The 26,932-nt window shown below is 67.7% G+C and carries 23 protein-coding genes; 13 read left to right on the top strand and 10 right to left on the bottom strand.

Translation table 11 applies throughout. The annotated features are described in order from the left end of the window. Positions 1–128 precede the first annotated feature (128 nt). Entirely contained in the window at positions 129–701 is a 573-nt protein-coding gene (locus tag AC1KAR_RS08325; protein WP_480316386.1) for a glutathione peroxidase, read from the bottom strand. Between the two features lie 171 nt (positions 702–872). Here AC1KAR_RS08325 and AC1KAR_RS08320 point away from each other — a divergent pair, with 171 nt between their 5' ends. Then, positions 873–1,754 (top strand): diiron oxygenase, encoded by an 882-nt coding sequence (locus AC1KAR_RS08320; RefSeq protein WP_480316384.1) that lies wholly within the window; start codon positions 873–875, stop codon positions 1,752–1,754. A 92-nt stretch (positions 1,755–1,846) separates the two neighbouring features. Here AC1KAR_RS08320 and AC1KAR_RS08315 read toward each other — a convergent pair whose 3' ends face one another. Then, positions 1,847–2,488 carry a glutathione S-transferase family protein gene (locus tag AC1KAR_RS08315; RefSeq protein ID WP_480316382.1) on the bottom strand — a complete coding sequence of 214 codons (642 nt, stop codon included), beginning with the start codon at positions 2,486–2,488 and terminating at the stop codon, positions 1,847–1,849. Between the two features lie 82 nt (positions 2,489–2,570). Here AC1KAR_RS08315 and rfaE2 point away from each other — a divergent pair, with 82 nt between their 5' ends. Further along, positions 2,571–3,050: a D-glycero-beta-D-manno-heptose 1-phosphate adenylyltransferase gene (gene rfaE2 / locus AC1KAR_RS08310; RefSeq protein ID WP_480316380.1), complete on the top strand. Its 480-nt coding sequence runs from the start codon at positions 2,571–2,573 to the stop codon at positions 3,048–3,050. A gap of 278 nt (positions 3,051–3,328) precedes the next feature. On the opposite strand, the gene AC1KAR_RS08305 is transcribed toward rfaE2, so the two are convergent. From AC1KAR_RS08305 to glnE, 3 genes are read right to left on the bottom strand one after another with little or no spacing between them, the layout of a single operon-like run. Beyond that, positions 3,329–4,231 carry a DMT family transporter gene (locus tag AC1KAR_RS08305; protein ID WP_480316379.1) on the bottom strand — a complete coding sequence of 301 codons (903 nt, stop codon included), beginning with the start codon at positions 4,229–4,231 and terminating at the stop codon, positions 3,329–3,331. Next, positions 4,224–4,853: a rhombosortase gene (rrtA, locus tag AC1KAR_RS08300; protein WP_480316377.1), complete on the bottom strand. Its 630-nt coding sequence runs from the start codon at positions 4,851–4,853 to the stop codon at positions 4,224–4,226. The genes AC1KAR_RS08305 and rrtA overlap by 8 nt, the downstream gene beginning before the upstream one ends. Next, positions 4,853–7,618, bottom strand: a complete 2,766-nt coding sequence (gene glnE / locus AC1KAR_RS08295; RefSeq protein WP_480316375.1) for a bifunctional [glutamate--ammonia ligase]-adenylyl-L-tyrosine phosphorylase/[glutamate--ammonia-ligase] adenylyltransferase — start codon at positions 7,616–7,618, stop codon at positions 4,853–4,855. Before glnE ends, rrtA begins: the two co-directional genes overlap by 1 nt. Before the next feature lie 102 nt (positions 7,619–7,720). On the opposite strand from glnE, the gene AC1KAR_RS08290 reads away from it, so the two are divergent. Further along, the gene (locus AC1KAR_RS08290) at positions 7,721–8,521 is read left to right on the top strand and encodes a carbon-nitrogen hydrolase family protein (RefSeq protein WP_480316373.1); all 801 of its coding nucleotides are present in this window, start codon (positions 7,721–7,723) and stop codon (positions 8,519–8,521) included. A gap of 105 nt (positions 8,522–8,626) precedes the next feature. Here AC1KAR_RS08290 and AC1KAR_RS08285 read toward each other — a convergent pair whose 3' ends face one another. Further along, positions 8,627–9,862 (bottom strand): FAD-dependent monooxygenase, encoded by a 1,236-nt coding sequence (locus AC1KAR_RS08285; RefSeq protein ID WP_480316371.1) that lies wholly within the window; start codon positions 9,860–9,862, stop codon positions 8,627–8,629. Between the two features lie 245 nt (positions 9,863–10,107). On the opposite strand from AC1KAR_RS08285, the gene AC1KAR_RS08280 reads away from it, so the two are divergent. From AC1KAR_RS08280 to AC1KAR_RS08255, 6 genes are all read left to right on the top strand, one after another. Further along, positions 10,108–10,638 carry an FxDxF family PEP-CTERM protein gene (locus AC1KAR_RS08280; protein WP_480316369.1) on the top strand — a complete coding sequence of 177 codons (531 nt, stop codon included), beginning with the start codon at positions 10,108–10,110 and terminating at the stop codon, positions 10,636–10,638. A gap of 173 nt (positions 10,639–10,811) precedes the next feature. After that, positions 10,812–11,831, top strand: a complete 1,020-nt coding sequence (locus AC1KAR_RS08275) for an SPFH domain-containing protein (protein ID WP_480316367.1) — start codon at positions 10,812–10,814, stop codon at positions 11,829–11,831. Between the two features lie 12 nt (positions 11,832–11,843). After that, positions 11,844–13,448, top strand: coding sequence for a DUF4178 domain-containing protein (locus AC1KAR_RS08270; RefSeq protein WP_480316365.1), 1,605 nt, complete (start codon positions 11,844–11,846; stop codon positions 13,446–13,448). Between the two features lie 43 nt (positions 13,449–13,491). After that, positions 13,492–13,713, top strand: coding sequence for a DUF350 domain-containing protein (locus AC1KAR_RS08265; protein WP_480316363.1), 222 nt, complete (start codon positions 13,492–13,494; stop codon positions 13,711–13,713). A 97-nt stretch (positions 13,714–13,810) separates the two neighbouring features. Next, on the top strand, positions 13,811–15,388 hold the full coding sequence (locus AC1KAR_RS08260; RefSeq protein WP_480316361.1) for a polyamine aminopropyltransferase: 1,578 nt from the start codon (positions 13,811–13,813) through the stop codon (positions 15,386–15,388). Further along, the gene (locus AC1KAR_RS08255) at positions 15,385–16,974 is read left to right on the top strand and encodes an FAD-dependent oxidoreductase (protein ID WP_480316359.1); all 1,590 of its coding nucleotides are present in this window, start codon (positions 15,385–15,387) and stop codon (positions 16,972–16,974) included. Before AC1KAR_RS08260 ends, AC1KAR_RS08255 begins: the two co-directional genes overlap by 4 nt. Before the next feature lie 5 nt (positions 16,975–16,979). Here the strand turns inward: AC1KAR_RS08255 and AC1KAR_RS08250 are convergent, their stop codons facing one another. Beyond that, positions 16,980–18,380, bottom strand: a complete 1,401-nt coding sequence (locus AC1KAR_RS08250; protein ID WP_480316357.1) for an aminopeptidase P N-terminal domain-containing protein — start codon at positions 18,378–18,380, stop codon at positions 16,980–16,982. Positions 18,381–18,419: 39 nt separating this feature from the next. Then, positions 18,420–19,172: a hypothetical protein gene (locus tag AC1KAR_RS08245; protein WP_480316355.1), complete on the bottom strand. Its 753-nt coding sequence runs from the start codon at positions 19,170–19,172 to the stop codon at positions 18,420–18,422. A gap of 145 nt (positions 19,173–19,317) precedes the next feature. On the opposite strand from AC1KAR_RS08245, the gene AC1KAR_RS08240 reads away from it, so the two are divergent. Then, positions 19,318–20,298 carry a potassium channel beta subunit family protein gene (locus tag AC1KAR_RS08240; protein ID WP_480316353.1) on the top strand — a complete coding sequence of 327 codons (981 nt, stop codon included), beginning with the start codon at positions 19,318–19,320 and terminating at the stop codon, positions 20,296–20,298. 107 nt (positions 20,299–20,405) lie between these two features. Here AC1KAR_RS08240 and murU read toward each other — a convergent pair whose 3' ends face one another. Together murU and speD are read right to left on the bottom strand one after the other, a co-directional pair. Next, a complete protein-coding gene (gene murU, locus AC1KAR_RS08235) occupies positions 20,406–21,101 on the bottom strand; it encodes an N-acetylmuramate alpha-1-phosphate uridylyltransferase MurU (RefSeq protein ID WP_480316351.1) in 696 nt (231 codons plus the stop codon). Then, complete coding sequence (speD, locus tag AC1KAR_RS08230; protein ID WP_480316349.1) at positions 21,098–21,475, bottom strand: adenosylmethionine decarboxylase; 378 nt, start codon at positions 21,473–21,475, stop codon at positions 21,098–21,100. The genes murU and speD overlap by 4 nt, the downstream gene beginning before the upstream one ends. A gap of 57 nt (positions 21,476–21,532) precedes the next feature. Between speD and tkt the strand changes: the two genes are divergently transcribed. The 3 genes from tkt (at position 21,533) to AC1KAR_RS08215 (ending at position 26,906) form a co-directional block, all read left to right on the top strand. After that, entirely contained in the window at positions 21,533–23,560 is a 2,028-nt protein-coding gene (gene tkt, locus AC1KAR_RS08225; protein WP_480316347.1) for a transketolase, read from the top strand. A 42-nt stretch (positions 23,561–23,602) separates the two neighbouring features. Next, on the top strand, positions 23,603–24,604 hold the full coding sequence (gene gap, locus AC1KAR_RS08220) for a type I glyceraldehyde-3-phosphate dehydrogenase (protein WP_480316345.1): 1,002 nt from the start codon (positions 23,603–23,605) through the stop codon (positions 24,602–24,604). Positions 24,605–24,908: 304 nt separating this feature from the next. Continuing rightward, a complete protein-coding gene (locus tag AC1KAR_RS08215; RefSeq protein ID WP_480316343.1) occupies positions 24,909–26,906 on the top strand; it encodes a S8 family serine peptidase in 1,998 nt (665 codons plus the stop codon). Positions 26,907–26,932: the final 26 nt, after the last annotated feature.

Raw genomic sequence — 26,932 nt, 5'->3', positions numbered from 1 at the left:
AAGGTGCCGACGCCGATTGGACGCAGGTCGCGGAGTCGAGTTCCCTGAATTTGCAAACGAAATTGAAGATGGTGGCCGAGCCCTCGCGTGACAAGGCTGGATAGAGCGTCCCAATCAACGAGGGCGGCTCATTTCGTGTCGAGCAGGCGCTCGACGGTCTTGATGAAGTCCGCGCTGTCGGGTGCCGTGCGCGAGCCGAAGCTCTGCACCGTCTTGCCGTCGCGCGCGATCAGGTACTTGTGGAAGTTCCACTTCGGTGCCTCGCCACTGGCCTGCTTGAGGTCGGTGAAGAGGGGGCTGCGTTCGGCGCCGGCCGCATCAGCCACGCGCGTCTTCATGAACATCGGGAACTTGACGCCGTAGGTGTTCTCACAGAAGTCGGCGATCGCTTTCGCATCTCCCGGCTCCTGCGAGAAGTCGTTCGACGGAAAGCCGAGTACGACCAGGCCGCGGTCGCGGTAGCGGCTGTAGAGCGACTCCAGTCCCTTGTACTGCGGCGTGTAGCCACAGAAGCTTGCGGTGTTCACCACCAGCACCACCTTGCCGGCGTACTGGCAGAGGTTCTGCGGCTTTTCGTCCTGCAGGCGCGGGATCTCACGATTGAGCAACGCCGGGCAGGCGTTGGCAGAGGTATTGGCGGCTGAGGCGCTCGCGGCGCACAGGGCCAGCGTGAGGGCAATCAAGGCACGTGTCGTCGTCATGAGGCGGTCTCGGGCTGCGATGTGACAAGGCTGCGATCCTGCGCCAAACAAGCAGCCGATGCACGATCAAGGTTGACGCGAGGCGCCCCATGCCATGGAGTGGCAAGGGCCGTCAAGCGGGCGTCATGCAAGCCGCGACTAAAATCACCCCTCAACCAACGAGGGCTGACCATGCTTTATCCCGAACTCTTCAAGCAACTCGAAGCCGTCCGCTGGAACATGGATACCGATATTCCATGGGACGAATTCGATGGCAGCCAGCTCTCCGAAGAGCAAGCCCAGACCATCAAGATGAACGCCATCACCGAGTGGTCGGCGCTGCCCGCTACCGAGATGTTCCTGCGCGACAACCGCGATGACAGCGATTTCTCCGCTTTCATGAGCGTGTGGTTCTTCGAAGAACAGAAGCACTCGCTGGTGCTGATGGAGTACCTGCGCCGCTTCCGCCCCGACCTCGTGCCGACCGAGGCCGAGCTGCACGAAGTGCGCTTCGAGTTCGACCCGGCGCCTGCACTCGAGACGCTGATGCTGCACTTTTGCGGCGAGATCCGCCTCAACCACTGGTACCGCCGTGCGGCCGAGTGGCACACCGAGCCGGTCATCAAGGCGATCTACGAAACGCTGGCGCGCGACGAAGCCCGCCACGGCGGCGCCTACCTGCGCTACATGAAGCGCGCGATGCAGAAGTTCGGTGACGAAGCGCGTGCCGCGTTCGCCAAGGTGGGCGTTCTGATGGCCAGCGCGCGACGCACGGCGCAGGCGCTGCACCCGACCAATCTGCACGTGAACGAAAAGCTGTTTCCGCGCGACACCATCCAGAGCCGCCTGCCCAACCCGGAGTGGCTGGAGCAGTGGCTCGACAAGCAGATCCAGTTCGACGCCGTGTGGGAGAACAAGGTCGTCGAGCGCATCCTGCACAACATGAGCCTGCTGATGGAGCGCAGCTTCGCGAGCGTCCAGGAGCTCAACCGCTTCCGCAAGGAAGTGACAGCCAAGGTGGCCGCCAAGGTGGCCGCCAGCGGGACGCCGCCTGAAGGCGCGCAGCCCGCCTGATCGACAGTCGCTTGCTGAAAACACAAGGCCCGCAGCATGCGGGCCTTGTTGTTGGTGCCGTCGGACGGGTGCTGCCGATTCGGCAATGCCGCTCAGGACTTTGCCTGATCGCCTTTGCGGTCGGCCTTCACCTTCTGCACCGACGCGCGTTCGTCGAGCAGCCGGGTGTAGGCCTTGAGGTCGATGCAGGCGGCGGCGACCAGGTCTTCGCCGTAGACGGCCACCGTCGTGCGCGCCACCAGCGGCAGGCTGGCCCAGGCGGCGCAGTCGGCCATGGTGAAGGTGTCGCCCGCCACATAGGGCGTGAAGCTGGCCAGCCGCTTGAAGGCGAGCAGGTTCTTCTCCAGCTGGGCGCGGATGCGGGCGGCGCCGGATTCGCTCAGCTCCCCGCCGAAGTAGGCCTTGGGGTAGAGCGCGCGGGCGCTCATCTCGATGTAGTTGTCGATGAAGACGACCAGCTCGCGCACCTTGGCGGCCTGCCACGGGTCGGCCGGCACAAGCGCCGGCTGCGGCTGCAGGGCTTCGAGGTAGTCAAGGATGACCTGGCTCTCGCACAGCGCGCCCTGTGGCGTGCGGATGAAAGGGATCTTGCCGAGTGGCGAGACGCTGAGCATCTCTTCATCGGTGCGCCCGGTGAGAGCCTTCTCTTCGGTGAACGGGATGCCCTTCTCGAGCAACGCGATCTTTACCTTGTTGTAGTAGTTCGAGATGCTCGAACCGCAGAGCGTGATCATCGGCCTGTCTCCTTGTGGTGGTGCGGCCGAGTCTAGGCGCGCGACCTTGGTGTGGCCTGCCTCGCAGGCGACAATCCGCCGCATGACGACCCCCAGCTTTCTCGACAAGCTGTGCAGCCGTGCCGAATTGGCTGCGCGGCTGGCCCAGTTGCCGCGGCCCGTGGTGTTCACCAACGGCGTGTTCGACATCCTGCACCGCGGCCATGTGAGCTACCTCGCGGCGGCGCGCGCGTTGGGCGGCAGCCTCGTGCTGGGCCTGAACAGCGATGCCTCCGCGCGCATGCTTGGCAAGGGCCCTGACCGGCCGCTCAATGCCGAGGCCGACCGCGCCTGCGTGCTCGCCGCGCTTGAGAGCGTGAGCCTGGTGACCCTGTTCGACGAACAGACCCCGGTCGAGTTGCTCAAGCTCGTGCGCGCCGACGTGTACGTCAAGGGCGGTGACTACGACATCGAGACACTGGCCGAGACGCGACTGGTGCGCTCGTGGGGTGGCGAGGCGCGCGCCATTGCCTTCGTCGACGGCTACTCGACCACCGCCCTCGTGCAGCGCATCCGACACTGAGCGGTTAGGGCCTGTTCACACTAAATGAGCACTCGCGTGACTCACCAAAAGCCCGCCAACGAGGCGCAAAGCGCAGCTGTAGCACTTGCTACAGCGAGCATTTGCAACGCTGTGGGCGGGCTTTTGGTGAGATCACCCGATGGGCCGGGTCAGGGCGAGGCGCACGGCGGCGTTGCGGGTTCGTTGTGTGCCAACGGCACACTGTCTCACCCGCGCCTTGCCCTGCACCTCGCCATGGCCCGGCGCGGGTGCTCATTTAGCGTGAACAGGCCCTAGTTTCATGCCCGCGGGCGTTGGTTGACGAGCAGCATGCCGATCGTCACACCACCCAGGGCGACGAGCAGGCGCGGCGTGATCGGCTCGCCCAGGAGCATTGCACCCATTAGCAGGCCGAAGACGGGCGTCAGCAAAGTGAACGCGGCCAGCCGCGTGGCCGGGTAGTGGCGCACCAGCCAGAACCACAACAGGTAGCTGGCGAACACCACCACGATGATCTGGAACAGCAGCGAGCCGAGCGCCAGCGACGACAGCTGCGCTGGCCACTGTTCGCCCCGCCAGAGCGAGCCCAGGCCGAGCAGGACACCCGACACGCCAAGTTGGTAAGCCAGCGTCTTTTCGGCCGAGGCCGTGCTCAACCGCGTGGCGCGGATGCTCAAGGTGGTGGCCGCCCACAGCGCCGAGGCGAGCACGCCCAGCGCGTCGCCGATCCACTGCGTCGGGCCGAGGGCCGGTTTCGTGAAGCCTTCGGCAAAGGCGGCGGCCACGCCGGCGAACGCCAGTGCGAGCCCGCCCATTTGCAGCCATGACAGCCGCTCCGAGCGGGCGATGAAGGGCATGCCCATCGCCACGAAGAAGGGCGACATGTAGATGAAGACGATCATGCGCGAGGCGGTCGTGTACTGCAGCCCGAAGAAGATGCAGGCGAACTCGGCGGCGAAAAGGCTGCCGGCGAGCAGGCCGCCGGGAAGGGTGCCGTCGCGATCGAACAGCGCGATGCCGCGCCAGCGAGCCCACAGCCAGACGAGTGCGACGCCGCCGAACGAGCGCACGGTGGCTTGAAGCAGGGGCGGGATCTCTGCCAGCGCCACCTTTGCGGCGACCTGGTTGAGCCCCCACAGGGCACTGCAGATGACCAGCGAGACGACCGCCAGGGTGTCGAGGTGGGTCTTGCGCTCAGACACTGCGTGCACTCCTCGCCTGGCGTGCCCGTAATGCCTTCCACGACCAGAGATCGGCCACAAGAATGCACAGCGTTCCGGCCAGGACACCGGTCACGTGCGCCATCGGGGCGATGCCGATGTCCCAGCCTTCGTGCTGCTGTACGGGTGCACCCCAGGGCGTCTCGGTGGCGATCTTCGCGATCAGCCCGACCAGCACGGTGGCCACCACGGCGCGCTGGCCGCGCGTGCCGAAGATGAGCATGTGCGCGATCACGATGGCCACCCCCGCATGCACGACGCCCGAGAGCCCGCCGTAGTGCAGCAGATCAGGCACCAGCCACACAAAGGCGAGGTGCGTGAGCGGCCAGGCGATGAACCACGCGAGCGCGGCACGCGGCGGCATGTGCGTGACCCAACCGAACGCGGCCGTCAACGCAAGGCCGCACAGGTTGCCGATGAGATGCAGGGCGCTGTAGTGAACGAAGGCGGCCGTCCACCAGCGCCAGGCCTGTGGGCCGGCGACGCCGGGCTGCCATTCGAGCGATGCGTGCGACGGCATCGCAAACGACAGCAGCGAACCGAGCAACAGCGCCCCGGCCACCGCGCACCAGGCAACGCCCGGGCGGCGCAGCAGGGGCCGCATCAGCCCGGGCTCGGGAAGACGGCGCGCCACAGGGCGAGCACGGCATCGCGCTCGCTCGACATCAGTGCGGGGTCGAACTGCGTGGGCTTCTCGTCGAGCCGCGCCTTGTGCTGCGCGCGGCGAAGCTCGCGGTAGGCACGTGCCGCAGCCTGGCCGATGCCTGCGGGCAGCAGGCCGCCGGCCTCGGCGCGCTGCAGCAGGGCGATGTTGCCCACGTTGTCGAGCAGGTCGGGGTGGTTCTTGCCGTGCGCGAGCACGAGGTCTTGCACGGCGAACTCTGCGTCCATCATGCCGCCCTCGCTGTGCTTGACGTCGAACAAGCCGGGCTTGACCGGGCGCGCCGCGCGAACGCGCTCGCGCATGGCCTGGATCTCGGTGCGCAGCGCGTCGGGTTCGCGTTCGGCGCAGATCACCGCGCGGCGCGTCGCCTCGAAGCGCGGGGCCAGCGCGGCGTCGCCAGCGCAGAAGCGCGCACGCGTGATGGCCTGGTGCTCCCAGGTCCACGCGGTGTTGCTGCCGCGGCCCTTCTGGTACTTCTCGTAGGAATCCATCGAGGTGACGAGCAGGCCCGAGTTGCCGTTCGGCCGCAGCGCGGTGTCGATGTCGAACAACTCGCCCGCCGCGGTGCGCGTGGTGAGCCAGTTGATCAGCTTGCGCACGAAGGCGCCATACACCTCGGTGGCGGTGTCGGGGTCGGGCTCGTCGGCGTCGTCGAAGAGGAACACCACATCGAGGTCGCTGCCGTAGCCGAGCTCCTTGCCGCCGAGCTTGCCGTAGGCGATGACAGCGAAGCGCGGGGACTCGCGGTGCTTCTGGCGCAGGTGCTCCCAGGACCACGTGATCGCGCATTGAAGCGTGGCATCGGCCAGCGCCGAGAGATCGTCGGCCACTTCTTCGACCGTGATGTGCCCTTCGACGTCGCGCACCAGGGTGCGGAACTCCTCGGCATGGTGTGCACGGCGCAGGGTGTCGAGCAGCAACTCTTCATCGTCCTGCCCGGCGCGGCCCCAGGCCTGGTAGCGGGCGTCGAGATCGGCGATGTAGCTGTCGCGCTCGAAGCGGCTGTGCAGCAGTCGTTCATCGGCCAGCTCGTCGATCACGCCCGGGTGGCGCATCAGGAACTGCGCCGGCCAGCGCGCCAGGCCCAGCAGGCGCAGCAGGCGGTTCTGAACCTCCGGGCGCTCGACGAGCAGGGCCAGGTAGCTCTCGCGGCGCAGCAGCGGCTCCAGCCAGTCGATGAATCGCGTAGCGGCCTCCATCGTGCAGTTGCCTTCCTGCACGTCATGCGCGGCGCGCAGCACCAGTCGCGCGAGGCGCAGCTTGCTGTCTTCGCGCAGCAACTTGATGCGTGGGTGGTCGAGCCACGGGCGCACGCGTTCGGCCAACTCGGGCGGCAGGCGCTCCATGAAGGCATCGGTGTCCACGGGTTGCGGCGAGGGGCCGCAGGTGCGGCAACCATTGTTCGGGCTGGGGGCGGCTGGGGCGCGGCCGTCATGCAGCAGGGCATCGAACTCGGTGGCGACGAACTCGCGCGTCTCGCCCAGGTACTTGAGCAGCTCGCAGGTGTCAGCCGTACAGGTGAAACCCATGCTGCGTGCGATCCAGCCGAGGTCGGCGTCGCCTGTGGGCAGCACATGCGTCTGCTGGTCGTCGAGGAACTGGATGCGGTGCTCCACGCGGCGCAGGAACACGTAGGCCTCGGCCAGGCGCTGCGCGCTTTCGGGCTTCATCAGGCCGCCGGCGGCGAGCTTGTCGAGCGCCTTCAGCGTGGAGCGCGTGCGGATCTCGGGGAACTGCCCACCGCGCACCACCTGCAGCAGTTGCACGATGAATTCGATCTCGCGAATGCCGCCGCGCGAGAGCTTCACGTCGTTGGCGCGCTCGGGGCGGCCGGCGGCGCGGCGCTGCGCTTCTTCGCGCACCTTGCGGTGAAGCTGGCGCAGGCCCTCGAACACGCCGTAGTCGAGGTAGCGGCGGTAGACGAACGGCGTGACCGTGGTCGCCAAGGCCTTGGGCCGGCCGCTCCGGATGCTCTCGGCCGGCGCGATCACGCGGCTCTTGAGCCACGCGAACCGCTCCCACTCGCGCCCCTGCACGAGAAAGTATTCCTCCAGCATCGCGAGGCTCACCACCGGCGGGCCCGAGTTGCCGTTGGGGCGCAGCGCGAGATCGACGCGAAACACGAAGCCGTCGTCGGTGGTGTCACCGATCAGTGCGTACAGGCTGCGCGCCACCTGCGAGAAGTACTCGTGCGCGCTGATGACCTTGGGGCCGGCGGTCTGACCCGCCTCTTCGTAGACATAGATCAGGTCGATGTCGGACGACACGTTCAGCTCGTGCGCGCCGAGCTTGCCCATGCCGACGATCCAGAAGTCGATGCGCTGGCCGGCGTCGTTGAGCGGCGCGCCGTGGCGCTCATCCTGCTCGATGAACGATTGCTGCAGCGCGCGATCGAGCGTGGTCTCGGCCAGTTCGGTCATGGCGCGCGTGATGTCCAGCATCTCGGCGCCTTGCTCGATGTCGAGCACCGCCAGGCGTTCGAGCACCACGTGGCGTGCGACGCGCAAGGCGCTGGCGAGCGCGCGGCCTTGGCCCACCAGGGCGTCGATCAATCCGGCGATGCGTTCGCTGTCGGGGAGGCCTGGCGGCAGGAGCGCGAGCTCGGCGCCATAGCGGCGCCGCACGCGCTGTACGAAGCGGCTGTGATCTGCGCCGACGGAAAAGGTCTCTGTGCCCATGGCGGGCGAATTTTGCACGACCATCATCCTCGTTGCCGGGAGTGGTCATTGGGGCCATCCCGCGGTGTTGTGCGCGGGCGTCGTCGATGGGCGTAAGCTGCGCGGCGACATGAACGATGGAGTGGATCGATGCGGATTTCTGCGCTGCAAATGGTGGCGACACCCAGTGTCGAACGCAACCTCGAAGCGGCGCGACGGCTGATCGCCGAGGCCGCGCGCGCAGGCGCGGAACTGGTCGCTCTGCCCGAGTACTTCTGCTTCATGGGGCACTCCGACCTCGACAAGCTCGCGTTGGCCGAGGCATCGGGCGATGGCGCGATCCAGCGGATGCTCGCCGACGCGGCGCGAGAGCACGGCGTGTGGGTGATCGGCGGCACCTTGCCGCTGCGCTGCGACGCACCCGACCGCGTGCTCAATGCCTGCGGTGTGTATTCACCGCAGGGCGATCTGGTGGCGCGCTACGACAAGATTCACCTCTTTCGCTACGACAACGGGCGCGAGAGCTACGACGAGGGCCGCGTGCTGCGTGCCGGCAACGCGCCGGTGGCCTGCGATACAGGCCCGCTGCGCCTGGGCTTGAGCATCTGCTACGACCTGCGCTTCCCCGAGCTGTACCGCAAGCTCATGCACCCGCCCTGCGATCTGATCGCGGTACCCGCGGCCTTCACCCACACCACCGGCCGCGCGCACTGGGAGGTGCTGCTGCGTGCGCGAGCGATCGAGAACCAGTGCTACGTGATCGCGCCGGCGCAGGGTGGCCTGCACGAGAACGGGCGGCGCACCTACGGACACAGCCTCATCGTCGACCCGTGGGGCGAAGTGCTGGCGATGCGCGAAGAAGGCGAGGGCGTGGTGGTTGCCGACCTAGACGTCGGCCGCATCGCCGCAGTTCGCGCGCAGCTGCCGGCGCTGACTCACCGCTTGCTCTGAGGCAGCAGACTTAACGCGGTGAACCAAGCGAGCGGGCCGAGCGCCGGGCCGCCATGGGCCAGAGGCCGATGGCCTTCCGCAGGCACAGACAGTCCGCAGGGGCCGTCATCTCGAGCCGTACATCATCCGCCGCGCCAGGGCCGACTTGACCGGCCTCAGCGACTGCAGCGCCATCATCCCCAGGCCACGTGCCGCACCGGCGCCGGGCAGCTTCCAGGTGAAGCTGCGCGCCAAGAAATCGGTGGCCGCGATCATGGCCCAGCGGTCGGGGGCGCGCTTCCATTCCAGCTGCCGCAGCACCGCGCCGACATCGGCGGTTCGCGACAGCGCCGCCACCAGTTCGAAGGCGTCACGCAGCCCGAGGTTCAAGCCCTGGCCCGCCACCGGATGCAGCGTCTGCGCGGCGTTGCCGATGCGAACCACGCGGCCGTGCGTGAGCGTGCGTTCGGCGATCAGGCCGAGCTCGAAGCGCTTGAGCGGCGTCACGGACGTGAGCGGTCCCACCTCGGGATGGAAGATCGTGTTCAGCACGGCCAGGCGCTGCATGTCGTCGAGTTCGGCCACGGGGTCGTCGTTGCGGTTCACGCACCACACGAGCGCGGCGCGCTGGTCTTTCAGCGGCAGCAGCGCGGCGGGCCCGTGGCGCGTGAATCGCTCGTACGCCACGCCGGCGCGCGGCTGCGCCAGGGTGACGGTGCCGACCCACGCCGACTGGGCATAGTCGTGGCGCAGTGGCGTGCGAAGGCGCGAGGTGGGGGTCTGCGAGTCCGGTAACTGCGTGGTGGGCTCGCTCGTGTAGACCCCACCTTCGGCCACCACGGCCAGATCGAAACTTTCAACGATGCCGGCGTCCAGTTCGACCGCGCCAGGCAGCTGCTTGAGCGCCTTCACCGGCGTGCCGAAGCGCGCAATGAGCCGCGACGGTTCACGAAGCGCTGCGGCCTGCCAGGCAGCCTGCAGCGGCGCGACGATGGCGCCATACCCGAGCACGGCGCCGAGCAGGGGCACGCGTTCTTCGGCCGCCGTGATGCGCACTTCGGGCTCGCCCAATACATCGGCCAGCACGCCGCCGAGCGATGGCGCCTGTTGCGACACATGCACCTCGTGGATGGATTGGGAGCGATCGCCATTCCATGCACCCAGGCGCTGGAGTAACTGCACGCTCCCCAACGACAGCGCCAAGGTGCGCGGGTCGGCCGAGACATCTTGAGCCAGTGGGCGGCTGTCGAACAGGCTGATTTGCGCGTCCGGCAGTGCGGCCGACGCGTGCAAGGCCAGCGTCAATCCGACGGGGCCGGCGCCGACGATGGCGAGTCGAAGCGGGGCGTTGGGAGGGGGCATGCGTGCAGCATACCCACGCCGGCATCCGAACCTCGGAAATTCCCTGAAACGGCCTGATTCGAGACATTTGTCACGCCCCGTGGCGAACGCTCGAAAACGCCAATTTCCAGAGCACCCGGATGAGGGGGGCGTTCGCCCGCGATCGGTCCCGCGAACAAGGGGGCGCGCACGAACACGTGCGGCGAGTCGAGTGGCACATTGAGTTACGCGTTTCGACGCACCCAAATACCTCAGGAGAGAGCTTCATGAAACTCAAGTCACTCGCGCTTGCTATGGCCCTGGCGGCAAGCGCCCCCGCGATGGCGTGCACCGAATCCTTCAGCCTCGGCGTCATGGGCCCGCCCGCACTCGGCCTTTTCGGCAATGACTTCAGTTCGACTGGCAGCTTCGAGGACTGCTACAGCTTCACATTGGATGGTGCGGCCAATGCTTTCGGCTTGACGTTCGACTTTGACGCATCGCTTCGCCGCGACATTGACCTCACGGGTGTCACGCTGCGCGGTAGCGGCCTCGACCAGGCGATCGTCGATTCGTCGGCTTCGACCTTCAGCTTCAACAACCTGCTCGCCGGGACATACGAATTCGTTGTCTCTGGCAACGTGACCGGGCGCGATGGCGGTCTGTTTGGCGGTGGCTTGGTAGGCTACGGCGGCACGTTCGCCACCATCAGCGCGCCAGGCGCCGTGGCCCCGGTCCCGGAACCTCAGACCTACGCCATGCTGGCGCTGGGCCTGGTGGCCGTGGGCTGGTCGATGCGTCGTCGCACGCAAGCCTGATCGGCACGCACCGGAGCACTGCTCCAATCGCACAAGGCGGACTTCGGTCCGCCTTTGTCGTTTTTGGGTGGGCGCGGCTGCGTGCGCCGCTTGCCCCGACACCCCTGCGCCCTATCATCGGCGCGCAGCGTTGTCGCTGGGACACTTCATAGGTCTTTCACTGGAGGACGACCATGGCCCTGATGGATTTCATCAAGAAACAGTTCATCGACATCCTGGAGTGGCAGGAGTCCGGCGATGGGGTGCTCGCCTGGCGCTTCCCGATGGCCGACAACGAGATCCAGTACGGCGCCTCGCTCACCGTGCGCGAATCGCAGATGGCGATCTTCGTGAACGAAGGCAAGGTGGCCGATGTGTTCGGCCCCGGCATGTACAAGCTCACCACGCAGACCCTGCCGGTGCTCACCTACCTCAAGAACTGGGACAAGCTCTTCCAAAGCCCGTTCAAGAGCGACGTGCACTTCTTCAGCACGCGCCAGCAGATCGACCAGCGCTGGGGCACGACCCAGCCGGTGACGATCCGCGACAAGGACTTCGGCGCCGTGCGCCTGCGCGCCTTCGGCAACTACGCCTATCGCATCGTCGACCCCAAGCTCTTCTTCACCGAGATTTCGGGCACGCGCGGGGCCTACACGGTGGCCGAGCTCGATGGGCAGTTGCGCGGCCTGATGCTGCAGCACATCTCCGATGCGGTCGCGTCGAGCGGCGTGGCCTTCCTCGACCTCGCGGCCAACCAGATCGAGTTCGCCAAGGCCCTGTTGGACGCCACCGCGCCGTCGTTCGAGAAGCTCGGCCTGAAGCTCGAAGCGGTGACGATGCAGAACGTCTCGCTGCCCGAAGAGCTGCAGAAGATCCTCGATCAGAAGATCGGCATGGGCATGGTCGGTGGCGACATGGGCAAGTTCATGCAGTACCAGACGGCGCAGTCGATCCCGAAGTTCGCTGAAGGCGCGGGCTCGGGCGGTGGTGGCATTGCCGGTGACGCAATGGGCCTCGGTGCCGGTGTGGCGTTGGGCCAGGTGCTGGCCGGTCAGCTGGCGGGTGGCCTGCAAGGTGCCCAACCCGCCGCGGCGATAAAACCGGACGAGGTGATGGCCACGCTCGAGAAGCTGGGCGATCTCAAGGCCAAGGGCATCCTCACGCAGGAAGAGTTCGACGCCAAGAAGGCAGAGCTGCTGAAGAAGCTGGTGTAGTCGCCACCCGCCTTGGCCACCGAACCCAGTCCGCAGCGCGCCTATCGCGCGGCGTGCCCGAACTGCGGCGCGCCGGTCGACTTCCGCTCGGCCGCGTCCGCCTTTGCGGTGTGCAGCTTTTGCCGCAGCACTGTCGTGCGCGATGGCGACGCGCTGCGCAAGGTGGGCGAGAGCGCCGAGCTGTTCGACGACCACTCGCCACTGCAACTTGGCGCAGGCGGCACCTACCAGGGCAGCGGGTTCACGCTCGTGGGCCGCCTGCAGTACCGCTACAAGGACGGCACTTGGAACGAATGGCACGCGCTCTTCGACACCGGCCGCAGCGGCTGGCTGAGCGAAGACAACGGCCGCTACGTCTTCGCATTCGATGCGCCGCTCGACGGCCCGGTGCCGACCTCGGAGGCTCTGCGCCCGGGCGCGCGCGAAGTGGTGGGTGGCGACTCGTGGACGGTCGCTTCCGTGGCTGTCGCGAGGCTGATCGCCGCTCAGGGCGAGCTGCCTTTCAAGCCGAACACCGAGCGCGGCTTTGTCGTGGCCGACCTGCGCAACGCGCGCGACGAGGTCGGGACGATCGACTACAGCGATCCCACGGCGTCCAAATGGTCGGTCGGGCGCTCGGTGGCGATCAGCGAACTCGCGATGAGCGGCCTGGCCGATGCAGCCGAGAAGACGCTCAAGGCGCGCAGCATCGAGTGCCCGAACTGTGGCGCCTCGCTGGAGGTCAAGCTCTCGACCACGCAATCGATCGTGTGCCACCAGTGCCACGCGGTGGTCGATGTGTCCCAAGGCGTGGGGGCGGAGCTGGCGCACTACGCGCAGCAGGCTGGCGGCGAGCCCCAGATCCCCCTGGGCAGCATCGCGCGCTTCGCCTTCGGCGGCCGCGCCGAGCGGGCGTGGCAGGTTGTGGGCTACGCAGAGCGATGCGAAACGGAACCCGAAAGCGAGGCCGAATCGGGCGACGGCGACGAAGGCAGCGTCTGGCGCGAGTACCTGCTGTACCACCGCGAGGAAGGCTTCACCTTTCTCGTCGACGCCGAAGACGGCTGGAGCTGGACCGCGCCCCTCACCGGCGTGCCGGAGCCCGCGGGCGCGCAGCGCGTGCGCTACCGGGGCGAGGTCTACCGACAACGCTACCGCTATGGCGCCAAGGTGACCTATGTGCTGGGTGAGTTCTATTGGCAGCTCAGGCGTGACGAGGTGAGCGGCAATGCCGATTACGAGGGCACCGGGCGCGCCGCGGCCAAGCGGCTCAATATGGAGAGCACCGAAGGCGAGGTGGTCTGGTCCGGCGGCGAGGCGCTCGATGCCGGTGCCGTTGCGAAGGCATTCCGACTGGCGCCCAAGGTGTCTGCTGCGCTCAAGCGCGATGCCACGCCCACCTCGGGCAATGCAGCGAGCCTGCTGGCCAAGGTGTTCTTCTGGGTGTTCATCGTGGCGATGCTGCTGATGCTGTTCAGGTGCAGCGACGACGAACCCGACTGCAACAGCCTGCGTGCGGCCTACGGCGACGCGTCTCAGGAATACCAGAGCTGCCTCGTGCAGCAACGAAGTGGCGGCTACCGCACAGGCGGTGGGTCTTTCGGCGGTTACTCCAGCGGTGGCGGGGGGCACAAATGAGGTCTGCCTGCCGCCGCGGCTTTTTCATTCAAAGGAGCGTCTCATGTTGGGTATCGAATGGCTGAAACCGTCCGTCTTCTTCGGCTCGATCCTGTACGCGCTGGTCGGCGTCCTCGTGTTCTGGGTCTGCTTCGTGATCGTCGACAAGCTCACGCCCTACAAGCTGTGGGAAGAGATCGTCGAGAAGCGGAACGTGGCGCTCTCGATCGTGGTGGGCGCGATGTGCATCGCCATCGGAATGATCGTGTCCGCGGCGATTCATTGAGCGCACTTTCGGCCGCGCTGGTGCGTGCGATTCGCGGCATCGGGCGAGCCGACCCGCGGGTTTGTCGTAATGGCTGACTCGGCTCGCGGGTTCGCCCATGCGTGATGGCTCGGCCACACCGATCCGGCCGGCCGAGGTCGCCCTGCTGGCCTCGGTCTTCGTCGTCGCGGCCTGCGGCCTGGTCTATGAACTGGCGGCCGGCGCGCTCGCGAGCTACCTGCTGGGCGATTCGGTCCTGCAGTTCTCCACCATCATCGGCGCCTACCTGTTCGCGATGGGGATCGGCTCTTATCTGTCGCGTTTCTTCGAGCGGCAACTGGTGGCGCACTTTCTTCGCATCGAGCTGCTGGTCGGTCTGATCGGCGGGCTGATGCCCGCGGCATTGTTCGCATTGCAGGCGCTGCCGACGGGTGCCTTCCGCTTCGTTCTGTACAGCCTGGTGCTGCTGGTGGGCACGCTGGTGGGGCTGGAGATCCCGCTCGTGATGCGCATCCTCAAGCGCCACTTCAGCGAGCGCTATGCCCTGAAGGATCTGGTCTCGCAGGTGCTGACCTTCGACTACCTCGGTGCGCTCGCGGTGGCCGTGGCCTTCCCGCTGCTGCTGGTGCCCCACCTCGGCCTGGTGCGCACGGGGGCCTTCTTCGGCCTGCTCAACGCCGCGGTGGCGGTGTGGGCGCTCTGGCTCTTTCGCGGTGAGTTGCGCGGGTTCTGGGCGCACGCGCTCGCCTGCGTTGGCGTGGTGGCGGCGCTTGCCGCGGCCATGGCATATGCCGATCGCATCAGCACCTGGGCCGAAGACCGCTTTTATGGCGACCGCATCATCTACAGCGAGACGAGCGACTACCAGCGCGTGGTGGTGACGAACGGCCGTGCCGGCGTGCGACTGTTCCTCAATGGCAACCTGCAGTTCCACTCGCGCGACGAGTACCGCTACCACGAGAGCCTGGTGCACCCCGCGATGGCAGCGCACGGTGCGCCCAAGCGCGTGCTCGTGCTGGGCGGCGGCGACGGCATGGCCGTGCGCGAGGTGCTCAAGTACCCGAGCGTCGAGTCGGTCACGCTCGTGGAGCTCGACCCCCACATGACGAAGCTCTTCGCCGAGCAGCCGCTGCTGCGCAGCTTGAACGGCGATGCACTGCACTCCCCCAAGCTGAAGATCGTCAACGCTGATGCCTTCGCCTGGCTGGAGCAGGAGAAGGAGAAGGAGAAGGAGAAGAGCGTGGCCACGCCGGGCGAATTCGACGTGATCGTGGTCGACTTCCCCGACCCCAGCAACTTCGCCATCGGCAAGCTCTACACCACGAGCTTCTACGCGTTGCTCGATGCGCACCTGGCGGCCTCGGGCTTCGCCGTGGTGCAGACCACCTCGCCTTTGATCGCACGAAAGAGCTTCTGGACGGTCGTCAGCACCATCGAATCCACGGGCCTGACGATCACGCCGTACCACGCCCACGTGCCGAGCTTCGGTGAGTGGGGGTTCATCCTCGCTGGGCGCCGGCCGTTCCGACTGCCAACGGCCTTGCCTGGCGGACTGCGCTTTCTCACGGCCGATGGCATGCCCGCGATGCTGCAGTTCCCGCCCGACATGGCGCGCGTGCCGGCGCCGGTGAACCGCTTGTCGAACCAGGTGCTGGTGCAGACCTTCGAAGACGAGTGGGGCCGAGCGCAGCGATGACGCTGAGCCGCCGCACCCTGCTCGCTGCGGCGGCCGCTTCGCCGCTCGCGGCGTGCCGTCGCGCGGCCGAGCCGCAGTTCGACGGCGGATGGGTCGGCGCGCAGCACGAGCGGGGGCACCGTCTGCGCGACTCTGCGCTGCCAAGCCTGCCCCGGCCATTCATCGAGAAGCGTGCCGGCGTGCTCGTGATCGGTGCCGGCGTCGCCGGCCTCGCCTGCGCGCGCACGCTGCTTCAGCGTGGTGTCGACGACGTTCGTGTGATCGATCTCGAAGACCACGCCGGTGGCAATGCCCGCGGCCACCAGATCGCCGGCATGGCCTGCCCGCTGGGCGCGCACTACCTGCCGGTGCCGAGCGAGCGCGACGAGGACATGGTCGAGCTGCTCGAGTCGTTCGGGCTGAGCCGTCGCGTGGCGGGGCGCCGCATCTACGACGAACGCCACCTCTGCCACAGCCCGCAGGAGCGTCTTTACACCGGCGGCGCCTGGCAGCCCGGCCTGCTGCCGGTCGAGGGGCAGGGCAGCGCCACGCTGGCGCAGTACCGGCGGTTCGCAGACGAGATCGCGCGCGTGACGAAGCTCGGCTTCGGCATACCGACCGCCCGTGCGCCCTGGACGCCCGAGCACGCGGCGCTCGATGCAATCACCTTCGGCGCCTGGCTCGATGCGCGTGGCTTCGATGCGCCGGCGCTGCGCAGCCACCTCGACTACTGCTGTCGCGACGACTACGGCGCCGGCGTGGCGCAGGTGTCGGCGTGGGCGGGCGTGCACTACTTCGCCAGCCGTCATGGCTTCCAGGCGCCCGGCAGTGCAGAGACCGACGACCACGATGCCGTGCTCACCTGGCCGCAGGGCAATGCGTGGCTCACCGAGCGGCTGGCGGCACCGCTGGGCGAACGCCTGCTCACTGGCTTGCTGGCCCTGCGTGTGGAAGAGGGGCGGCACGACGTGAGCGTGGACCTGTGGGATGCCCGCGCGCAGCGCACCGAGCGTTGGGTCGCGCGCGAGGTGGTGCTGGCCACGCCGCTCTTCATCACGGCGCGCTTGCTGGCCTCACCGCCCGCCGCGCTGCAGTCGGTGACCCTGCGCTACGCGCCCTGGCTGGTGGCCAACCTGCACATCGACAGCGCGCTTGCCGACACCGGTGGCGCGCCGCCCGCGTGGGACAACGTGATCCACGACAGCCCCTCGCTCGGCTATGTCGATGCGATGCACCAGAGCACGCGGCCGCATGCCGGCCCTACCGTGCTCACGAGCTACTGGGCGCTCGGCGGTGACACTGCCGAGCAACTGAAGGCCAACCGCGCGCGGCTGTTGAGTGAAAGCTGGGCGAGCTGGGCACAGCGCGTGCTCGCGGACCTGTCGGTGCCGCACCCCGACCTGCCCGCGCGGTTGAAGCGCATCGACCTCATGCGCTACGGCCATGCGATGAGCATCCCGCTGCCCGGCCTGCGTGGCAGCCCGGCCCTGCAGGCGCTGGCGAAGGCCAGCGGGCGCGTGCGCTTTGCGCACAGCGATCTCTCGGGCTACTCGATCTTCGAAGAGGCCTATGCCCACGGCGTGCGCGCCGGTCGCGCACGCGCCTGAGCGGCTCAGCCCGCGCCGCGCATCAGGGCTTCGATCTCGTCGGCCCGGACCGGCACATCGCGGCTGATCAGTTCACAGCCGTGGGCGGTGAGCACGGCGTCGTCCTCGATGCGAATGCCGATGTGCCAGTAGCGCTCGGGCACGCCTTCGGCCGGGCGCACGTAGATGCCGGGCTCCAGGGTCACGACCATGCCCGCCTGCAGGTGGCGTGACGGGGGCTTGACCACGGTGCCTCCCTTGCCATCCGCTTGCTCGAAAGCCGCCTCACCGAGCGAGAGGTACTCGCCGGCATCGTGCACGTCGCGCCCCAGCCAGTGGCCGGTGCCGTGCATGTAGAACTGGCGGTAGGCGGCGCTGGCGATCACGTCGTCGAGCGTGCCGTGCTGGTGGCGGTCGAGCAGGCCGGTGTCGAGCATGCCCTGCGCCAGCACGCGCACGGCCGCGTCGTGGGCGTCGCGCTGGCGTGCGCCGGGGCGCGTGACGGCAATGGACGCCTCTTGCGCCGCACAGACCAGGTCGTACAGCTCGCGCTGCGCGGGGCTGAAGCGGCCGGTGGCCGGGAAGGTGCGCGTGATGTCGCTCGCGTAGCCATCGAGTTCGCAGCCGGCGTCGATCAGGCACAGCTCGCCGGCGCGCAGCGGTGTGTCGCCAGCGGCGTAGTGGAGGATGCAGGCGTTGGCACCCGCCGCGACGATCGACGGGTAGGCCGGGCTTTGCGCGCCGTGCCGGCGGAACTCATGCAGCAACTCGGCCTCGATCTCGTACTCGCGCACCTGCGCGGCCGGGTCGGCACGGAAGCGTTCGCCGCAAAAGCGCATCGCGCGGGCATGGGCGCCGGCGGAGATGCGCGCAGCGCGGCGCATGGTGTCGATCTCGAACGCGCTCTTGATGAGACGCATCTCGTCGAGCAGCACGGTCAGGTCGCGGTGCGACGCCGGGCACACGCTGCCGGCGCGCCCGCGTTCGCGCAACTGCGCCAGCCAGCCGATCACGCGCTGGTCCATGCCGCCGGAGGCACCGAACAGCGTCCAGACGGCGGGCTCGTGGTTCAGCCGTTCGGGGATCTGCGCGTCGAGCAGCGCGATGTCATGCGCCTCGTCCACACCCAGCACCTGCGGGGCCGCCTGCGGGCCGAGGCGGATGCCGTCCCAGATCTCGTGCTCCGGGTCTTTCTCGCGGCAGAAGACCAGGCTTCGGCCGTCGGCGCGCAGCACCAGCGCGCTGTGGGGCTCGTCGAAACCGGTGAGGTAGTGGAAGTAGCTGTCTTGCCGGTAGGGGTGATCGCCGTCGCGGCTGCGCTGCGCCGCGGGTGACGTCAATACGATGGCGACGCCGCCGCCGGATTCGCGCAGCTGCTGCGCCAATTGCGAGCGGCGCTCGCGGTAGGGCGTGGGGGTGTCGGTCATCGTGCGCGCGATTGTTGCATCGCGCGTTCCAAGCAGGTCTCAGACCTTGCCGGTGCGCTTGACGGCCGGGGGCAGGTCGGGCGCGTTCGCGCGTTGGCGCAGGCGCTTGAGTTCGCGCAGCATGTCGCGGTCGATCGACGAGGCCTGGCGCGCTGCTTCGGCCGCGGCCTGGCTGCCCTTTTCGCTCGAGCGCTTGACGGCATCGCGGTCGCTCGCCAGCTGCATGCGAGTGCGGATGTTGTTGGCGAGTGTCTCGACTGCTTCGAGCTCACCGTAGGCGTCGGTCTTGGGCAGGGCCACGACACGCTTGTCCTGCATGCGCATCGTCACGCGACAAACCCGGTTGCGGTTGAGATGGCGGGGGCTGAAACCCGCGGCATCGCTCTCGGTGACATTGACGTCCCGGATGTTCTCGATGGCGACTTGGTGCACGGTATGGCCCAGGCCACGCTGAAACCACACGTAGTGCGCGCTGACCGTGACGCGCTCCCAGCGGCGCAGATCAAGCGCCACGGCGCCCAGCAGCATCAGAAAGCCGATCAGGCCGACCCACCCCATGCCCCAGGCCAGGCCGACCCACATGACCACGCCGCTGGCGAGCACCGCACCCACCACTTCGAGCATGGTGCGCTCGGGGCTGGTGTACACGCGGCGTTCATAGCCGCTGATTTCGGGCTGGCCGCTGGCGAGTGGCCGCACGGCCGATACGAGCGCCTTGGCGCCGCGGCCGATCAGCACATGCCCGGCGATCGCGATCGCCAGCATGAAGGGCAGCATGAGGATGGTTGTCACGGCCGCAAAGGTAGCGCGAAGTCACGCCCGGGGAAAGGGCTTGGCCGTCCGCCGGTCGACCGACGCGGATATGTGGTCGATTCCGTACCCCCGGCAGGCCCGAAGTGTGTGGCTAAGATGCCGCAATCCATTACGAGGTGTAGCAATGCAATATCGACGGCTGGGCCGCAGCGGCCTGCAAGTGAGCGAGTTGTCTCTCGGTTCCTGGGTGACCTACGGCAAGCAGGTTGATACGTCTTCGGCCACCGAGATGCTGGCCGCCGCGCGCGACGCGGGCATCAACTTCTTCGACAACGCCGAGGCCTACGCCGCCGGCCAGAGCGAAGTCGTCATGGGCGAGGCCTTCAAGGCCCTGAAGTGGTCGCGCCAGAGCTTCGTGGTGTCGACCAAGTTCTTCTGGGGACTCAACCACCAGGGCGAGGGCATCAACCAGAAGAACACGCTCAACCGCAAGTACCTGATGCAGGCGATCGACGGCTCGCTCCAGCGCATGCAGCTCGATCACATCGACCTCGTCTACTGCCATCGCCCCGACTCGAACACGCCGATCGAAGAGACGGTGCGTGCGATGAGCGACATGATCACGCAGGGCAAGGCGCTGTACTGGGGCACCAGCGAGTGGAGCGCCGACGAGATCCGCGCCGCCTGGGAGATCGCCGAGCGCCACCACCTGCACAAGCCGGTGATGGAGCAGCCGCAGTACCACCTGTTCCACCGCAAGCGCGTCGAGCGCGAGTACGCGCGGCTGTACGAAGACATCGGCCTGGGCCTGACCACCTGGAGCCCGCTCGCCAGCGGCCTGCTCACCGGCAAGTACCGCCAGGGCGTGCCCGACGACAGCCGCGGTGCGCTCGAAGGCATGGGCTTCCTGGTGAAGGGCCTCACCGATGCCGGCCGCAACGCCGCCGTGGCCGAGCTGGAGCCGATCGCCAAGGAGCTGGGCGGCAACCTCGCGCAGCTGGCCGTCGCCTGGGTGAACCGCAACCCGCGCGTCAGCACGGTGATCCTTGGCGCCTCGCGCCTGTCGCAGCTGCAGGACAACCTTGGCGCGCTGGCGCTGACCCCGAAGCTCACACCCGAGGTGATGGAGCGCATCGACAAGATCACGCAGCCGCTGGCGGCCTGAGGGCGCTGCTGCTCACATGGCTCACTCTCACGACCTGCGGCCGTGGCAGCACAGCTACGTATGCGACAGCGGCAACCAGTTGGGCGAGCGCGCGCACGCGCCGGTCATCAGCTCGGCGTGTTGAGAGCGTTCAGCCGGTCCACTGTTCCGACGTCAGTCCAGCTCCCGCCGTACAACTCGGCCTCGACGCGCCCTGCATCCGCCCCGGCCCGCAGCAGGGGCGTCAGCGGCAGCTTCTCGCCCACCTTCACGTCCCTCACGATCGTCGCGCGGAACAGGCCAACGCTGGCCCAGGTGTAGCGCGGCTGCGCGCTCATCGAGGCCATTCCCTCCGGCGTGATGCCGAAGTCACCGTTCGGGTGGTGCGGCGCGTTCGGCACCAGCCACAGATGGGCCAATGATCTGGCTTGCGTGAATCGCTGCGCCGCGTGCGGGTCGAAGCGGAAGCCGGGCAGGAACACGTCGCCCGAGACGACCCAGAAGCAGTCGCTTGATGCGTCGGTGAGCAGCGGCAGCGCCTTGGCCATGCCGCCGGCGGTTTCCAGTGCGCCGCCGTGGTCGCGGCCTTCGAGCGAGTAGTGCAGGCGCACGCCGTAGCGCGATCCATCGCCCAGGGTCTCGACGATGCGTTCTTCCAGCCACGCGGTGTTGATGACGATCTCGCGCACGCCCGCGCGCGCCAGCGCCTCGATGTGCCACACGATCAGCGGCTTGCCTTGAACTTCAAGCAACGGCTTGGGCGTGTGGTCGGTGAGCGGGCGCATGCGCTCGCCGCGGCCGGCGGCTAGGATCAGGGCCTTCATGCCGCGCGCCCCCGTTGGAGAGCGTTTCGATCTGCGTGTGTCGGTGCGAAGGCCGCCTGCAGCGTGTCCATCAGGTGGTGTGCCTTGTGCGAGTTGTCGGCGCCGTGGTTGCACACGTACACGTCGAGCGTGACGCTGCCGATCTCGGGCCAGGTGTGCACTGCGAGGTGCGACTCGGCGAGCAGCACGACGCCGGTCACGCCGCCCGCTTTTCCGTCACTGCCAGGGAAGGTGTGGAAGAGCTCCCCCACGGGCTCCAGCTGGGCGTCGCGCACGGCGCCCAGGCACAGCCCGCGCAGGGCGGCGGGGTCGGTCATGGCGGGCAACTCCGTGGAGCAACCCCGCAAATCGGCGGTGAGGTGCAGGCCCTGCATGGGGCGATTATCCGGGCCCCGTAAAATGCCGGGTTTCCCCTCAAGCCTCGTCTGCACATGACAGCCATCGCTTCCAACACCTCCTTGATGGCGAACGCCATCCGTGCCCTGGCGATGGACGCCGTTCAGCAGGCCAATTCCGGCCACCCCGGTGCCCCGATGGGCATGGCCGAGATCGCGGTGGCGCTGTGGGGCCGGCACCTCAAGCACAACCCCGGCAACCCGCAGTGGGCCAACCGCGACCGCTTCGTGCTGAGCAACGGCCACGGCTCGATGCTCATCTACGCGCTGCTGCACCTCTCGGGCTACGACCTGCCGATGAGCGAGCTGCGCAACTTCCGCCAGCTGCACAGCAAGACACCGGGCCACCCCGAGGTCGGCATCACCCCGGGCGTCGAGACCACCACCGGCCCGCTGGGCCAGGGCTTCACCAACGCGGTGGGCCTGGCCCTGGCCGAGAAGCTGCTGGCAAAAGAATTCAACCGCGACGGCCACGCCATCGTCGACCATCACACCTATGTGTTCCTGGGCGACGGCTGCCTGATGGAGGGCATCAGCCACGAGGCCGCGGCGCTGGCCGGTGCCTGGAAGCTCGGCAAGCTGGTCGCCTTCTACGACGACAACGGCATTTCGATCGACGGCAAGGTGCAGCCCTGGTTCATCGACAACACGCCCAAGCGTTTCGAGGCCTATGGCTGGAACGTGATTGCCAAGGTCGACGGCCACGATGTTGGTGCCGTCGATGCGGCGATCGCCAAGGCCAAGAAGTCCGACAAGCCCACCCTCATCTGCTGCCAGACCACCATCGGCAAAGGCTCGCCCAACCGCGCCGGCACGGCCAAGGCGCACGGCGAGGCGCTGGGTACCGAAGAGATCAAGCTCACGCGCGAAGCGCTGGGCTGGGCGCATGAGCCCTTCGTGATCCCCGAAGACGCCTACGACAACTGGGACGCTCGCGTCACCGGCCTGGCCGCTGAATCGCGTTGGGTCGACGACTTCGAGGCCTACGGCAAGGCCCACCCCGAACTCGCCGCCGAACTGGTGCGCCGTCTGGATGGCGAACTGCCCAAGGGGTGGTCGCAAGCTGCAGTCGATGCCGCCGTGGCCGCCCACACCAAGGGCGAGACGGTGGCCAGCCGCAAGGCCAGCCAGCTCGCGCTCGAAGCCTTCACCAAGACACTGCCCGAGCTGCTCGGCGGCAGCGCCGACCTGACCGGCTCCAACCTCACCAACACCAGCAGCACGCCCGCGCTGCGCTTCGAGGCCGATGGCGCCTCCAACGGCGGCCGCCACATCAACTACGGCGTGCGCGAGTTCGGCATGGCGGCCATCATGAACGGCGTGGCGCTGCACGGTGGCTTCATCCCCTACGGTGGCACCTTCCTCACCTTCAGCGACTACAGCCGCAACGCCATCCGCATGGCCGCGCTGATGAAGCAGCGCGTGATCCACGTCTTCACGCACGACAGCATCGGCCTCGGCGAAGACGGCCCGACGCACCAGTCGATCGAGCACGCGGCCTCGCTGCGCCTGATCCCCGGCCTGGACGTCTGGCGCCCCGCCGACACCGCCGAGACGGTCGTCGCCTGGGCCTGCGCCATCGAAAGCAAGAACCGCCCGACCGCGCTGCTGCTGTCGCGCCAGAACCTGCCTTACGCCCCCAAGAGCGGCCTCGACGACATCGCCAAGGGCGCCTACGTGCTGGCCGAGCCCAGCGAGGTGGGCCTGAAGAAGAAGGCGCAGGCGGTGATCATCGCCACTGGCTCCGAAGTGGGCCTGGCGCTGCACGCGCAACAGCAACTCGCGCAGAGTGGCATCGCGGTGCGTGTGGTCTCGATGCCGTCGACGAGCGTGTTCGACCGCCAGGGCCTCGCCTACAAGAACAGCGTGCTGCCGCAAGGCCTGCCGCGCATCGCCGTCGAGATGGGCGTCACCGATGGCTGGTGGAAGTACGGCTGCGCCGCGGTGGTCGGCATCGACACCTATGGCGAATCGGCGCCAGCCGGCGTGCTCTTCAAGCACTTCGGCTTCACGCCCGAGAACGTGGCGGACACGGTGCGCGCGGTCCTGCAGAACAAGCGCTGAACGTCTTAAAGGTTTATTGATTTCAACTCAGGAGCGAGAGACATGACCATCAAGATCGGCATCAACGGCTTCGGCCGCATCGGGCGCATGGTGCTGCGTGCAGCGGTTGCGAACTTCAAGAACGACATCCAGATCGTTGGCATCAACGACCTGTTGGAGCCTGACTACCTGGCCTACATGCTGCAGTACGACAGCGTGCACGGCCGCTTCGACGGCGACGTGAAGGTCGACGGCAACACGCTGATCGTCAACGGCCAGAAGATCCGCCTGACCGCGGTGAAGAACCCGGCCGAGCTGAAGTGGGACGAGGTCGGCGCCGACATCGTCGTCGAGTCGACCGGCCTCTTCCTGACCAAGGAAACCGCGCAGGCGCACATCACCGCCGGCGCCAAGAAGGTCGTGATGTCGGCCCCGTCGAAGGACGACACGCCGATGTTCGTCTACGGCGTGAACGACAAGTCGTACAAGGGCGAGGCCATCATCTCCAACGCCTCGTGCACCACCAACTGCCTGGCCCCGCTGGCCAAGGTGCTGAACGACAAGTGGGGCATCAAGCGCGGCCTGATGACCACCGTGCACGCCGCCACCGCCACGCAGAAGACCGTCGACGGCCCGAGCAACAAGGACTGGCGCGGCGGCCGCGGCATCCTCGAGAACATCATCCCGTCGAGCACTGGCGCCGCCAAGGCCGTGGGCGTGGTGATCCCCGAGCTGAACAAGAAGCTGACCGGCATGTCGTTCCGCGTGCCGACCTCCGACGTGTCGGTGGTCGACCTGACCGTCGAACTGGTCAAGGAAGCCTCCTACAAGGAGATCTGTGCCGAGTTCAAGGCGCAGTCCGAAGGTGCGCTCAAGGGCGTGCTGGGCTACACCGAAGACAAAGTCGTCGCGACCGACTTCCGTGGTGACCCCCGCACCTCGATCTTCGATGCCGAAGCCGGCATTGCGCTCGACAGCACCTTCGTCAAGCTCGTGTCCTGGTACGACAACGAGTGGGGCTACTCGAACAAGGTGCTGGAGATGGTTCGCGTCATCGCCAAGTAAACCGACCCGGCGCCCCAAGCGTTTCTCAAAAGGCCTCGCAAGAGGCCTTTTTTGCATTCTGGTGGTGCTCCATGCAACCAAACGTCTCAATGAGTGACCCGGAAATTCCGTGTGGCGCGTTGTACGGCGGCTTGCCTACACTGGCGGCACCCAGCTTGCTCATGCCGCAGCGGGCGGTTTTCCGGTGACATGCCCGCCGCCTCCCGAGCGAAAAAGCCGTGGGTGCAGTGAACGCCTTCGGCCGGCGGCACTCCAATCGACGCCATCCAGTTCCCCCACCCCCGCGCGCCTTCCAGGAGCCCACATGTTCAAAGCCCGGTCCGCCCTGATTGCCATGGGCGCGCTCGCCCTGGCCACGGCCACGTGGTCGCTGCCTGCCCGCGCGCAGGCTGTGTCGGCCGATGCGGCGCTGCAGGCGCGTGTGATCGTCAAGTTCAAGGACGGGGCAACTGCGCGGCGCCGCCAGGCGCTTTCGGCATCCGGCGGGGCGACGGTGTCAGCCACCACGCTCACGACACCCACCGAGCGTGCCGCTGCGCTCGGCCAGTCCATGGGGCGCACGCTCCTTGCCGGGGCGCCGCTCAGCGCTCAGACGCAGGTCGTGAAGGCTCGTGGCATCAGCTCGGCCGAGCTAGCGCGCAGCCTGGCGGCTCAGAGCGACGTCGAGTACGCCGTGCCCGATCAGCGCCGCCATGCATTCGCCGCCCCCAACGATCCGCGGTATGCCGCGGGGCTGGGTGGCAATGGGCCGGCGGTGGGGCAGTGGTATTTGCGGGCGCCGACTTCCGTCGCGCGCTCGGCGATCAACGCCGAAGCGGCCTGGGACCTGAGCGTCGGCAGCCCGAGCGTGGTCGTGGCCGTGCTCGATACCGGCGTGCGCTACGACCATGCGGACCTGGCCGCGAATCTGCTGCCGGGCTACGACATGATCAGCTCCGACGCACTCGATCGGGATGACTTCCGCACAGCCAACGATGGCAACGGCCGCGATGCTGACGCCAGCGATCCCGGCGACTGGGTCAGCAGCGCCGAAACGCGCGACCCGCTGTTCGAAACCTGCGACGTCGCCGGCAGCAGCTGGCACGGCACCCAGACGGCGGGGTTGATCGGCGCCGTCACCGACAACGGCGTGGGCATGGCCAGCGTGGGCCGCACGGTGCGGGTGCTGCCGGTGCGCGTGTTGGGCAAGTGCGGCGGCTACGACTCCGACATCATTGCCGGCATGCGCTGGGCGGCCGGGCTGCCGGTCGATGGCGCACCCGCCAATCCGAACCCGGCCAAGGTCATCAACATGAGCCTGGGTGGGGCGGGTGCCTGCTCGAGGATCTATGTCGACACGGTCAACGAGATCACCGCCCGCGGCACCGTGATCGTCGTCTCGGCGGGCAACAGCGCCGGACATGCGGTGTCGGCGCCGGCCAACTGCCCGGGTGTGATCGCGGTGTCGGGGGTGCGGCATGCCGGCAGCAAGGTCGGCTACGCCGACGTCGGGCCGCAGGTGGCGATCAGCGCGCCGGCCGGCAATTGCGTCAATGAATCCGGCGCGTGCCTCTATCCCATCCTGACCAGCACCAACACGGGGTCGACCACGCCCGTCACGAACAGCTCGGCTTACACCGGCAGCGGCTCAGACGCCTCGTACGGCACCAGCTTCTCCGCCCCTCTGGTCGCGGGCACGGTCGGGCTGATGTTGTCCGCCCAGCCGAACATGACAACCGCCGACGTGAAAGCGGCCCTGCAAGGCAGTGCGCGCAGCTTCCCGAGCAGCGGCTCCGATGCCGACGTCGTGGCTTGCCACGCGCCCAACAGCGTCGAACAACTCGAGTGCTACTGCACCTCGGCCACCTGCGGCGCGGGCATGCTCGATGCGGGTGCCGCGGTCGGCGCTGCCATGCGTGGCCTTCAGGCGCGCGTGACGCTCGACAACGAGGCGCCCGTCGCGGCGGCGGGTCTCACGCTGAGCGCAGCGAATTCCTACGTACTGAGCCCGCGCAGCCTCGGCGCCTACCAATGGACACTGCTCGACGGCGGCGGCATCGTCAGCGCTCTGGTGCCGAACGGGGCCACTGCCACAGCCACGCCCAGCGGCCCCGGCCGCTTCGTCGTGCGCTTGAGCGTTTCCGACAGCAGTGGGGCGCAGTCGAGCACCGACCGTGCGGTGGATGTGGTCGAGGCGCCGCCGGCACCGCTGGGTTCTAGCGGCGGTGACAGTGGGGGGGGCGCGCTCGGTCCGATGTGGTTGTTGCTCTTGTTGTCCGCCGTGGTTGCCCTGTGGAGCCCCTCGCGGCGCCGTGCTCGTTGAAGCGCTTTCGTTGAAGTGGTTGTTCG

Source organism: Piscinibacter sp. PDB1-1, from assembly GCF_056675995.1.
The sequence above is the reverse complement of the archived record's forward strand: the minus strand, read 5'-3'. Positions and strand labels throughout refer to the sequence as shown.